At 60.6% G+C, this 12,013-nt stretch carries 9 protein-coding genes and 2 tRNA genes; 7 read left to right on the top strand and 4 right to left on the bottom strand.

What is annotated here, in order from left to right:
- Window positions 1-20 precede the first annotated feature (20 nt).
- From hfq to J5M57_RS21165, 7 genes are all read left to right on the top strand, one after another.
- Window positions 21-281, top strand: a complete 261-nt coding sequence (gene hfq / locus J5M57_RS21195; RefSeq protein WP_003221112.1) for an RNA chaperone Hfq — start codon at window positions 21-23, stop codon at window positions 279-281.
- A gap of 12 nt (window positions 282-293) precedes the next feature.
- Window positions 294-1,595: a ribosome rescue GTPase HflX gene (hflX, locus tag J5M57_RS21190; RefSeq protein WP_064585706.1), complete on the top strand. Its 1,302-nt coding sequence runs from the start codon at window positions 294-296 to the stop codon at window positions 1,593-1,595.
- Window positions 1,596-1,691: 96 nt separating this feature from the next.
- Window positions 1,692-2,870 (top strand): FtsH protease activity modulator HflK, encoded by a 1,179-nt coding sequence (hflK, locus tag J5M57_RS21185; RefSeq protein WP_064585707.1) that lies wholly within the window; start codon window positions 1,692-1,694, stop codon window positions 2,868-2,870.
- Entirely contained in the window at window positions 2,870-3,739 is an 870-nt protein-coding gene (hflC, locus tag J5M57_RS21180; RefSeq protein ID WP_025110148.1) for a protease modulator HflC, read from the top strand. Before hflK ends, hflC begins: the two co-directional genes overlap by 1 nt.
- Window positions 3,740-4,052: 313 nt before the next feature.
- Window positions 4,053-5,240 (top strand): ATP phosphoribosyltransferase regulatory subunit, encoded by a 1,188-nt coding sequence (locus J5M57_RS21175; protein ID WP_064585708.1) that lies wholly within the window; start codon window positions 4,053-4,055, stop codon window positions 5,238-5,240.
- 54 nt (window positions 5,241-5,294) lie between these two features.
- Entirely contained in the window at window positions 5,295-6,584 is a 1,290-nt protein-coding gene (locus tag J5M57_RS21170) for an adenylosuccinate synthase (protein WP_085711159.1), read from the top strand.
- 139 nt (window positions 6,585-6,723) lie between these two features.
- The gene (locus J5M57_RS21165) at window positions 6,724-8,658 is read left to right on the top strand and encodes a methyl-accepting chemotaxis protein (RefSeq protein WP_064585709.1); all 1,935 of its coding nucleotides are present in this window, start codon (window positions 6,724-6,726) and stop codon (window positions 8,656-8,658) included.
- An 86-nt stretch (window positions 8,659-8,744) separates the two neighbouring features.
- On the opposite strand, the gene J5M57_RS21160 is transcribed toward J5M57_RS21165, so the two are convergent.
- The 4 genes from J5M57_RS21160 to J5M57_RS21145 all read right to left on the bottom strand — a co-directional run bounded on the left by J5M57_RS21160 (window position 8,745) and on the right by J5M57_RS21145 (window position 12,001).
- Window positions 8,745-10,310: an iron ABC transporter permease gene (locus J5M57_RS21160; protein WP_064585710.1), complete on the bottom strand. Its 1,566-nt coding sequence runs from the start codon at window positions 10,308-10,310 to the stop codon at window positions 8,745-8,747.
- Window positions 10,310-11,320: an extracellular solute-binding protein gene (locus tag J5M57_RS21155; RefSeq protein ID WP_064585711.1), complete on the bottom strand. Its 1,011-nt coding sequence runs from the start codon at window positions 11,318-11,320 to the stop codon at window positions 10,310-10,312. Before J5M57_RS21155 ends, J5M57_RS21160 begins: the two co-directional genes overlap by 1 nt.
- 327 nt (window positions 11,321-11,647) lie before the next feature.
- Window positions 11,648-11,734: transfer RNA gene (locus J5M57_RS21150), tRNA-Leu, on the bottom strand.
- Between the two features lie 180 nt (window positions 11,735-11,914).
- A tRNA-Leu gene (locus tag J5M57_RS21145) sits at window positions 11,915-12,001 on the bottom strand.
- Window positions 12,002-12,013: the final 12 nt, after the last annotated feature.

Genomic DNA, 12,013 nt, shown 5'->3' with positions numbered 1-12,013 from the left:
TCCTTAAAGGAGTGCGGCACATGTCAAAAGGGCATTCGCTACAAGACCCTTACTTGAATACTTTACGTAAAGAGAAAGTTGGGGTTTCCATCTACCTGGTCAACGGTATCAAACTGCAGGGCACGATCGAGTCGTTCGACCAGTTCGTTATCCTGCTGAAAAACACCGTGAGCCAGATGGTTTACAAACACGCTATCTCTACAGTCGTGCCAGTACGTCCAATTCGTCTGCCTAGCGCAACCGAATCCGATGCAGGTGACGCTGAGCCAGGTAACGCCTGATAGGAGTCTCCTTTGTTCTTTGAGCGCCACGGTGGTGGTGAGCGAGTCATCCTCGTTCACTTGGATGGTCAGGACCCTGAGGCGCGCGAAGATCCGCAGGAGTTTCAGGAATTGGCTAATTCGGCGGGCGCCGAGACCGTTGCGTTTTTTAACGTACCGCGTCATCGGCCAACCGCCAAATTCCTGATCGGCAGCGGCAAGGTCGAAGAGCTGCGCGACCTGGTCAAGGCTGAAGAAGCCGATCTGGTGATTTTCAATCACATTCTCACGCCCAGTCAGGAACGTAACCTCGAACGTGTTTTCGAGTGTCGCGTGATTGACCGTACCGGTCTGATTCTCGATATTTTCGCCCAGCGCGCGCGTACCCATGAAGGCAAGCTCCAGGTCGAACTGGCCCAGCTTGACCACATGAGCACTCGCCTGGTGCGCGGCTGGACTCACCTTGAGCGTCAGGGTGGCGGCATCGGCATGCGTGGCCCGGGTGAAACCCAGCTCGAAACCGACCGCCGTCTGCTGCGGGTGCGCCTGCGCCAGATCAAGGGCCGTCTGGAAAAAGTACGCAGCCAGCGCGAGCAATCGCGACGCGGCCGTTCCCGCGCGGATATCCCTACCGTTTCCCTGGTGGGCTATACCAACGCAGGCAAGTCCACGCTGTTCAATAACGTGACGAAGTCCGAGGTGTACGCGGCTGACCAGCTGTTCGCCACGCTCGATCCGACCTTGCGCCGTCTGGAGCTGAATGACCTGGGGCCGATTGTTCTCGCGGACACGGTAGGGTTCATTCGCCACTTGCCGCACAAGCTGGTCGAGGCATTTCGGTCTACGCTCGAAGAGTCGAGCAACTCCGACCTGCTGTTGCACGTGATCGATGCGGCCGAACCGGATCGCATGTTGCAGATCGAGCAGGTGATGGTGGTGCTGGGCGAGATCGGGGCCCAGGACTTGCCGATCCTGGAGGTATACAACAAACTCGATTTGCTTGAAGGCGTTGAGCCACAGATCCAGCGCGATGCCGATGGCAAGCCGCAACGGGTGTGGTTGTCGGCGCGTGATGGCACGGGTCTGGAATTGCTTGAACAAGCCATTGCCGAGTTGCTGGGCAGTGATTTGTTCGTGGGGACATTGCGCTTGCCGCAACGGTTCGCTCGACTGCGTGCGCAGTTCTTCGAACTCGGTGCGGTGCAGAAAGAAGAGCACGACGAAGAAGGCATCTGCCTGCTGGCCGTTCGTTTGCCCCGGGTCGAGTTGAATCGACTGGTAAGCCGCGAAGGATTGCAGCCGATGGAATTCATCGAGCAACACACTTTGCAATAAAAGCCTGGCAAAGCGGTTGTGCCGCAACGGCAGGCATTCTGTAGCATTGGTCGGCGCGCCGTGGGTGCGTCTTTGCTTTATCAGATGGAGAGCGCTATGGCTTGGAATGAGCCGGGTGGCAACTCGAATAATCAGGATCCTTGGGGTGGCAAGCGCCGCAATAACGGCGACCGCAAGGGGCCACCGGATCTCGACGAGGCCTTCCGAAAGCTGCAGGAAAGCCTGAACGGGTTGTTCGGTGGTGGTAAGAAACGCGGTGGTGATGACGGCGGTGGTTCGGGCAGGAGTGGTGGCGGCTTCGGCGGTCTGCTCGGCATCGGCCTCGTGGTGCTGGCGGCTGTCTGGCTGTACAGCGCGGTCTATGTGGTCGACGAGCAGGAGCAAGCCGTGGTGCTGCGCTTCGGCAAGTACTACGAGACTGTCGGCCCGGGCCTGAACATCTACTTCCCGCCGATCGATAAAAAGTACATGGAAAACGTCACGCGTGAGCGTGCGTACACCAAGCAGGGCCAGATGCTGACCGAAGACGAGAACATCGTCGAAGTGCCGCTGACCGTGCAGTACAAGATCACCAACCTGCAGGATTTCGTGCTGAACGTCGATCAGCCGGAAATCAGCCTGCAGCATGCGACCGACAGTGCCCTGCGCCACGTGGTGGGTTCCACCGCCATGGACCAGGTGCTGACCGAAGGTCGTGAGTTGATGGCCAGCGAAATCAAGGAGCGTCTGCAACGCTTCCTCGATACCTATCGCACCGGTATCACCGTCACCCAGGTCAACGTACAGAACGCGGCAGCCCCGCGTGAAGTGCAGGAAGCCTTCGACGACGTGATCCGTGCCCGTGAAGACGAGCAGCGTTCGCGCAACCAGGCTGAAACCTACGCCAACGGCGTCGTGCCGGAAGCCCGTGGTCAGGCCCAGCGCATCCTCGAAGATGCCAATGGTTACCGTGACGAAACGATCTCGCGCGCCAAGGGTGAGGCCGACCGCTTCACCAAACTGGTCGCCGAGTATCGCAAGGCACCTGAAGTCACCCGCCAGCGTCTGTACCTGGACACCATGCAGGAAGTCTTCAGCAATACCAGCAAGGTACTCGTGACCGGTAACAAGAACGGCCAGAGCAACCTGCTTTACCTGCCGTTGGACAAGATGATTCAGAACAGCTCGGGTGGCAGCAATGCACCGGTGACCGGTTCGGCCGCTGCCAGCAACAACACGGACGTCGCGCCGCATGTCACTGACCTGCCGCAGACACGCACAAGGGAGACCCGCTGATGAGCAATAAATCGCTGATCGCCCTGATTGTTGGCGTCGTTGTGGTTCTGGTTGGCTGGAACTGCTTCTACATCGTGGCTCAGACCGAGCGTGCGGTGCTGCTGCAGTTCGGTCGTGTGGTTCAGGCTGATGTCCAGCCGGGTCTGCATGTGAAGGTGCCTTACGTTAACCAGGTGCGTAAATTTGACGCACGTCTGATGACGCTGGATGCGCCGACGCAACGCTTCCTGACCCTGGAAAAGAAAGCCGTGATGGTCGATGCCTACGCCAAGTGGCGCGTGAAAGATGCCGAGCGCTTCTACACCGCGACTTCCGGCCTCAAGCAGATTGCCGACGAGCGTCTTTCCCGTCGTCTGGAGTCGGGCCTGCGTGACCAGTTCGGTAAGCGCACCCTGCACGAAGTGGTGTCGGGTGAGCGTGATGCGCTGATGGCTGACATCACTGCATCGCTGAACTCGATGGCGGAAAAAGAGCTGGGTATCGAAGTGGTCGATGTCCGGGTCAAGGCCATCGATCTGCCGAAAGAAGTGAACCGCAGCGTGTTCGAACGTATGAGCACCGAGCGTGAGCGTGAAGCTCGCGAGCACCGCGCCAAGGGTAACGAGCTGGCCGAAGGCATCCGTGCCGACGCCGATCGTCAGCGCCGCGTACTGCTGGCTGAAGCCTATCGTGAATCCGAAGAGGTTCGCGGTGACGGTGACGCCCAGGCCGCTGCGATCTACTCCAAGGCCTACGGTCAGGATCAGGAGTTCTACGGTTTCTACCGCAGCCTGCGCGCCTACCGTGAAAGCTTCGCGAACAAATCCGACGTCATGGTTCTCGACCCAAGCAGCGACTTCTTCCGTTACCTGGAAAAGTCCAAGCCTTGATACGACGTTGACCTGAATCGCTCCGCCCGGCGGCTAAAACCTCGGGCGGGGTGATCCTTTGGGAAAACGTGTGTATGATGCGGCAGCCGGGAAATTCCCGGCTTTTTTGCGTCTGCACGTTTGATTGCTGTTTTTTGTTGCAGGCATCGGGTTGAATGGCCCGAGCGTTTTTCGAGGAAAGTGATGGGCGAAGCCGGTAACAGGCCTTTCGCCGCGTCGTTCATGCGCGTGCGTTTTGAACGGATCGGTCATTTTCTGCTTCACTCAAGGCTCGCCCGCAGGCTGGCCGCCCGGATCAAAGGGGAATGGCGTAATGGCAACGGTAGACCGCTGGCTGCTGCCAGATGGCATCGAAGAAGTACTGCCACCGGAAGCGGCGCGCATTGAAGTCGCGCGTCGTCAGGTGTTGGATCTGTTCCAGAGCTGGGGTTACGAGTTTGTCGTGACTCCCCATATCGAGTACCTGGAATCCCTGCTGACCGGTGCGGGCCAGGACCTGGATCTGCGTACCTTCAAGGTCATCGACCCGCAGTCGGGCCGGCAGATGGGGTTCCGTGCCGACATCACGCCGCAAGTGGCGCGCATTGATGCGCATACCCTGCGTCGTGAAGGTCCGAGCCGCCTGTGCTACGCCGGCAGCGTGCTGCATGCCCAGCCGCGTGCACTGTCTTCCTCGCGCAGCCCGATCCAGTTGGGCGCCGAGTTGTACGGCGATGCCAGCCCGAGCAGTGACGTTGAAGTGATCAGCCTGATGCTGGCCATGCTGCAACTGGCCGATGTGCCGGATGTGCACATGGACCTCGGTCATGTCGGCATCTACCGTGGTCTGGCGCGCGCCGCCGGTCTGTCCGGTGAGGTCGAGCAGCAGTTGTTCGATGCGCTGCAACGCAAGGCCATCGACGAGGTCATTACCTTGACCGAAGGCTTGCCGGCCGATCTGTCCGGCATGCTGCGGGCGCTGGTCGACCTGTGTGGCGGACGTGAAGTGCTGGCCGCCGCCCGTGAGCGTCTGGCCAATGCGCCGGCGCCGGTATTGGCCGCGCTGGAAGACTTGCTGGCGATCGCCGAGCGTCTGTCGGTGCGTTTCCCGGATCTGCCGCTGTACTTCGATCTGGGCGAGTTGCGTGGCTACCACTACCACACCGGTGTGGTGTTCGCGGTGTTTGTACCGGGCGTGGGTCAGTCCATCGCTCAGGGCGGTCGTTACGATGACATCGGTGCCGACTTCGGTCGTGCCCGTCCGGCGACCGGCTTCTCTACCGATTTGAAAACCCTGGTGACCCTGGGGCGTGCTGAGATCGAGCTACCGTCTGGCGGTATCTGGATGCCTGACAGTACGGATGCGGCACTCTGGCAGCAGGTTTGCCAGTTGCGCAGTGAGGGTCAGCGTGTCGTTCAGGCGTTGCCTGGACAACCTTTGGCCGCCGCCCGTGAAGCGGACTGCGACCGGCAATTGATTCAGCAGAACGGGCTTTGGCAAGTATCGCCACTGGCTTCTTGAGTTTTCCTGCCGGCCAACGCCGGCACCAAGTTTGCGCGAATGAGGACAAGTGTTATGGGTAAGAATGTCGTAGTCCTGGGCACCCAATGGGGTGATGAGGGCAAAGGCAAGATCGTTGATCTGCTGACCGAACATGCTGCCGCCGTAGTGCGCTACCAAGGTGGCCACAACGCTGGCCACACCCTGGTGATCGACGGCGAAAAAACCGTCTTGCACCTGATCCCGTCGGGCGTGCTGCGCGAAGGCGTGCAGTGCCTGATCGGCAACGGCGTGGTGGTTGCACCTGACGCCTTGCTACGCGAGATCACCAAGCTGGAAGAGAAAGGCGTACCGGTGCGCGAGCGCCTGCGTATCAGCCCGTCCTGCCCGCTGATCCTGTCCTTCCACGTGGCGCTGGACCAGGCCCGTGAAAAGGCCCGTGGCGAGCTGAAGATCGGTACCACCGGTCGCGGCATCGGCCCGGCGTACGAAGACAAGGTTGCTCGTCGCGGTCTGCGCGTTGGCGACCTGCTCAACATGCCGCGCTTCGAAGACAAGCTGCGTGAACTGGTGGATTACCACAACTTCATGCTGGTCGGTTACTACAAAGAGCCGGCCATCGAGTTCGAAAAAACCCTGGCCGAGTGCAAGGAATACGCTGAGCTGCTCAAGCCGCTGATGCTGGACGTGACGGCTGAGCTGCACGACCTGCGTCGCGCCGGTAAAGACATCATGTTCGAAGGCGCCCAGGGTTCGTTGCTCGACATCGACCACGGTACCTACCCGTATGTGACCAGCTCCAACACCACCGCCGGTGGCGTGGCGACCGGTTCGGGCGTTGGCCCGATGTTCCTGGACTACATCCTGGGCATCACCAAGGCTTACACCACTCGCGTCGGTTCGGGTCCATTCCCGACTGAGCTGTTCGACGAAGTGGGTGCGCACCTGGCCAAGCAAGGTCACGAGTTCGGCGCTACCACCGGCCGTGCCCGTCGTTGCGGTTGGTTCGACGCCGTTATCCTGCGTCGCGCTATCGATGTGAACAGCATCTCGGGCATCTGCCTGACCAAGCTGGACGTACTCGACGGCCTGGAAACCATCAACATCTGCACCGGCTACAAAGATGCGCAAGGCAACGCCGTTGCGCCGACTGACGCTGACAGCTACGTGGGCCTTCAGCCTGTGTACGAAGAAGTGCCGGGCTGGACCGAATCGACCGTGGGCGCCAAGACCCTGGAAGAGCTGCCGGCCAACGCTCGTGCTTACATCAAGCGCGTTGAAGAATTGATCGGCGCGCCGATCGACATTATTTCGACGGGCCCGGATCGCAACGAAACCATCGTTCTGCGTCATCCGTTTGCTTGATAAGTCGTTGATGTAAAAAACAAAGGCCCCTTAATCGGGGCCTTTGTCGTTTATGCCGGTTGGACGGCATGACCTTTGCTGTAAATCTGTCTACAAGAGTGCCATCAAATTAATGGCGTCAGAAGTAGAGGGATTCACAGTGTCGGCCGTTCTCTCACTGTTACAAAGCCGTTTGTTGCGGCCCGTGTTCGTTACCCTTGGTATCGCCCTTTTGGTGCAAGTGCTGGTGGCCGTCGCCCTCACACGAAGCACGGTCACGGCGCTGGAAGCCGACCTTGGCGTTCGCCTGGGCGCTGACAGCCAGAAGCTCTCGGGCGAGCTGGAGCAGGCCGGGCGTGAAGTCACGTCGAGTCTCGATAACCTGTCCTCAAGTACCCGCCAGCGTTTGACCGCCGGCCTGTCTTCTCGTCTGAAGGACGAACAGGCGCAACTGCGTACGACCCTGGAAAAAGACTTGAAGGATTCGGCCAATGACATGGCCCAGTTGCTCGCCTCGGTGGCTCCGCGCGCCATGTGGGACAGCGACGTGCCGACCCTTTCCGAATTCGCCCGCCGGGCCCAGCGCAATCCCAACGTGTTGTTCGTGGTCTACGACGACGCCACCGGCCAGCACCTGACCCGCTACCTCAACCGCGAAAACCCGATCAACAAGGCCCTGCTGGAAAAAGGCCAGGGCGAGCGCGCGCTGGACAAGGTGCTGGACGCAGCGAAAAACGATCCGTCGGTCTACTACCTTGAAGCCTCGATCAACCCCAACGGCGTGGAAATCGGCAAGGTGCTGATGGGCGTCTCGACGGCCTCGGTGGAAACCGATCTGGCCGCCCTCGACCAGCGCTTCTCGGCGTTGATCGCCAGCAGCGATCAACTGGTCGGCGACAGCCTCAAGGGCGCCGCCGCTGACAGCGCTGCCGCCATGCAGGCGCGCTTGCAGTCGGCGCAATCCACCGCTGCCGAGATGAAAGCCAATACCACCAGCACCGTGCAGGACGCCGCGGCGACCTTGCGCTGGCGCATCGGCCTGGGCCTGGCGCTGGTCGGCTGTGGCGTGCTGTTGTTGCTGGCGGTGGTGCTCGGGCATCGGGTGGTCAATCGTTTGAAGATGCTCAACGCGGCAATGGACGATCTGGCGGCGGGCGAGGGCGACCTGACCAAGCGCGTGCAGATCAACAGCAAGGACGAGATCGGCGACATGGCGTCGGCGGTCAATCGCTTTGTGGATAAGTTGCAGCCGATCGTGCGCGAGGCGGGCGACGTGGCCCAGCGTACCGGCGTGGAAATCGGTGCCATGACCTTGCGCAATGCCGGCGCCGATGCGGCAGCCGGGATGCAGCGTGATGAAGTGGCGGAAAGCCTGCGGGCGCTGTCGCAGATGGCTGACGAGGCGCAATCGGAAAGCCATGCGATGCAGGCGGCGTTGAAGCAGGTGGTGGATATTCGCCAAGCCACTGACGAAAACACCCGCACTTCAGCCAAAGTCGGCAGCCTGATCGAGGCGCTGGCCGGGCAGGTCGACACCGGGGCAAAAGTCATTGAGCGACTGGCGCAGCAGAGCGAACAGATTGAAGTGGTGCTGACGGTGATCCACGGGATCGCAGAACAGACCAACCTGCTGGCGCTCAACGCGGCCATCGAAGCAGCACGGGCCGGCGAGACCGGGCGTGGTTTTGCGGTGGTGGCGGACGAAGTGCGTGCGCTGGCCAGCAAGACGCAAAGCTCGACCGGCGACATTCAGGCGCACATCGTCGCCTTGCAGCAAGGTGCGCGTGAGGCGGTAGAAGCGATCGGTCAGGCCGGGCGTCAGGCCAGCGAAGGTTTGCTGGTGTTGCGCGACAGTGCGCGGCTGCAGCAGTCGGTTCAGGCCTCGGTCGAGCAGGTGCACGCGGCGATCGGGCTGGCGACGCAGGCAGCGGCGCATCAGGCGCAGGGCGCGCAAGCGGTGCGCGGGCGGGTGGAAACGATTCATGCCCAGGCCGAGAAAGCAGCGCAGGCGGTGGTGGAGACCACGGCGAGTGGCAAGGTACTGGATGGCCTGGCGGCGCAGTTGAAGGCGAGTCTGGGGCAGTTCAGGGCTTAAATCAAAAGATCGCAGACTGCGACAGCGCCTACAGGAAACGCAAATTCCCCTGTAGGCGCTGCCGCAGGCTGCGATCTTTTTATTTTTCAGCGGCTCAGATACATCCGCGTCGTCAGCAGATACACCGGCAACCCCGAGACCAAAATCAACAACGCCGCATAAGGCGCTGCCGCCGCAAACTCGACATTCGCCGTGTGTGCCCAGACCTCGGTCGCCAGCGTGTTGAGCCCGGTCGGACTGAGCAACAGCGTCGCCGTCAATTCCTTCATCGCATCCAGAAACACCAGCGCAAACGCCGCGCCCAATGCCGGGAAGATGATCGGCAGGGTCACCCGGCAAAATGCCGTGAACGAAGATGCGCCCAACGTACGCGCAGCCTCTTCCAGTTGCGGTGCGGCCTTGTTCAATGCCGTACGGATCGGCGCCTGCGCCAGTGGCAAAAACAGGAGTGCATAGGCAATCAGCAGCAACGCCGACGTCTGATACAGCGCCGGCACGTAATGCAGGGCGAAATACACCAGCGTCAGCGCAATCACCAGACCCGGCAGCGCGTGCAGCAGATACGGCAGGCGCTCGGCCCAGATCGCCAGTTGGCCTTTGTAACGAACCACCAGCAGCCCGACCGGCACTGCCAGCAGCAGGCACAACGCCGCGCCGCCCAGCGACAACGCCAACGACGACAGCAGCGCTTGCGTGATCGCTGCGACCGGGAAGGCTGCCGACGAACCGACCGCCAGCCAATACGCGAGCATGCCCAGCGGAATCCCGCTGCCGACAATCGCCAGCAGTAGACAATACAGCTGACCGACGATGGCCCATGGACCGAGACGCACCTGTTCGGCCTGACGCGCCGCGCCTTGGCCTGTGCGCACATGCCGGCCCTTGCCGCGTACGCGCAACTCCAGCCACAGCAGTGCCAGACATAATGCGAGCAATACCGCGGAGAGCATCGCCGCGTTGGCGTTGCTGAACTCCAGTTCGAATTGCTGATAGATCGCCGTGGTGAAGGTTTGCAGGCCGATGATCGACAGGGCGCCGAACTCCACCAGCATGTGCAGGGCAATCAGCAGCGAGCCGGCCAGCAGCGACGGCCAGAGCAGCGGCAGGGTGACGCGGAAAAACACGCCCCAGCGATTCTGCCCCAGGGTGCGGGCTGACTCTTCAAGGGATGGATCGAGATTGCGCAGGGTGGCCGCGACCGGCAGGAAGATCAGCGGGTATTTCGACAGGCTCATCACCAGGATCGCCCCGCCGAGGCCTTCGAACTGTGCGCTTAACGAGACCCAGGTGAAGCTGCTGACAAACGCCGGCACGGCGAATGGCAGACACAAGATCACGCCCCACAGGCGCCGCCCCGGCAGATTGCTGCGCTCCAGCAGCCACGCCAGTGTCAGGCCGATCACGCCGCAGGTGAGCGTCACGCCGACCATCAGCGCCAAAGTGTTGCGCAGCAGGCCGAACACGTAAGGGCGCCACAGCAAGTGCAGCGCCTCGGCCCAGCCGGCCTGCCAGGCCTTCAGGCCGACGTAGGCCAGCGGCAACAGGCTCAGCACCACCAGTAATAAAACCGGCAGTACCAGCCAGATCGATGGCCGCTTGCGCCGTGGCACGTAACCCCCGCGCGCGGCGGGGGCGGATAACGATGCGGCCATCAGTTCAGGCCAACTTCACGTTCCAGTTCCAGCGCTTCTTCGGCGTTGCCCAGGTCGGCCGGGGTGACATTCGGCGCTTGCAGCTCGCTGAATGGCTTGAGGCCGCGATCCGACTCCATGCCTTTGTGCAGCGGGTATTCGGCGGTGGTCTGAGTGATCACGCGCTGACCTTCTTCGCTGGCCATGTAGGCCAGGAATTGCTGGGCTTCTTTCGGGTGTTTGCTGGATTTCAGGACTGCCGCGCTGGACACGGTGATCAGCCCGCCGACGTCGCCGCCGGTGAAGTAATGCAGTTTCGAGTCGAGTTTGCCTTTCTCGCGCTGCAGGGCGAACCAGTAGTAGTTGTTCACCAGCACGGTGGCGACTTCACCGTTTTCCACGGCTTTGAGCGCGACCATGTTGTTGCTGTAGGTCTTGCCGAAGGCGCGCAGGCCGGTCAGCCATTCTTCGGCGGCGTCGCGACCGTGCAGCTTGATGATTGCTACGGCCTGTTCCTGGAACGCGCCGCTGGTTGGCACGAAACCGACCTTGCCTTGCCATTTCGGATCGGAGAAGCCGAGTACCGATTTCGGCAGATCCTTTTCGTCGATCAGCTTCGGGTTATAGGCAACCACGCGAACCCGCGCGGTGACGCCGATCCAGGTGCCGTTGCCGGCGACATATTCTTTCGGCAGCACGGCCAGCGTGGCGTCATCGGTTTTGGCCAGCAGACCCTGTTCGCCAAGATTGTTCAGCGGTGGGGATTCTTCGGTGTAGATCACATCGGCGGGAGAGCGGTCGCCTTCTTCGATGACCTGGCTGGCGAGCTGGTTGCTGCTGCCTTTGCGCACATTGACGTGAATCCCGGTCTTGGCCTCGAAGGCTTTGGCGATGGCATCGCCGACTTCCTTGTGTTGACCGTTGTAGAGCGTCAGGGAAACCGCGTCGGCTGCCTGGGTGAGGGGAGTGGCGAGTGCCAGGCCGAGCAGGGTGAAGGTCAAGCCGCGGCGCAGGGTATTTCGAAACATCATTCGCAGGGTTCCTCACTGTCGCATTGCAAAAACTTGCAACAATGATAAACGATATTGTTTCTCAAGTGCGCCTTGCGATGGAGAGGCGAGTTTGCTAGATGGCTGGAAAAACCATTGTGGCGAGGGAGCTTGCTCCCGCTCGGCTGCACAGCAGTCGTTAGATTTGTGAGAGAGGATTAATTGAATGAAAGCGAGGGCTGCTTCGCATCCCATCGGGAGCAAGCTCCCTCGCCACAAAAGGTTTGGTGGTTTTCCAAAGGGCAGAAACGCAAAAACCCGCTTTCGCGGGTTTTTGGGAAACTCAAGGTCGTAACCTTGAATTTGAATTGGTGCCCAGAAGAAGACTCGAACTTCCACGACCGTAAGGTCACCAGCACCTGAAGCTGGCGTGTCTACCAATTTCACCATCTGGGCATTCATCGCAAGCGTTGCCGCTGTTGATGTGGCGCACTATACGGAGCGCTTTTTGATCTGTAAACCCCTGATTTAATTTTAATTAATCGGTTTTAACAAATCCGTTCCTTAGAATGCAAAAAACCCGCTTTCGCGGGTTTTGTGTGAGTCTTGAAACTGATCTAGTCTCAAACTCGAAATTGGTGCCCAGGAGAAGACTCGAACTTCCACGACCGTAAGGTCACCAGCACCTGAAGCTGGCGTGTCTACCAATTTCACCACCTGGGCATCTCGTCAACG

Source organism: Pseudomonas sp. 86_A, assembly GCF_017491705.1.
In the GTDB taxonomy this organism is placed as follows: domain Bacteria; phylum Pseudomonadota; class Gammaproteobacteria; order Pseudomonadales; family Pseudomonadaceae; genus Aquipseudomonas; species Aquipseudomonas koreensis.
The sequence above is the reverse complement of the archived record's forward strand: the minus strand, read 5'-3'. Positions and strand labels throughout refer to the sequence as shown.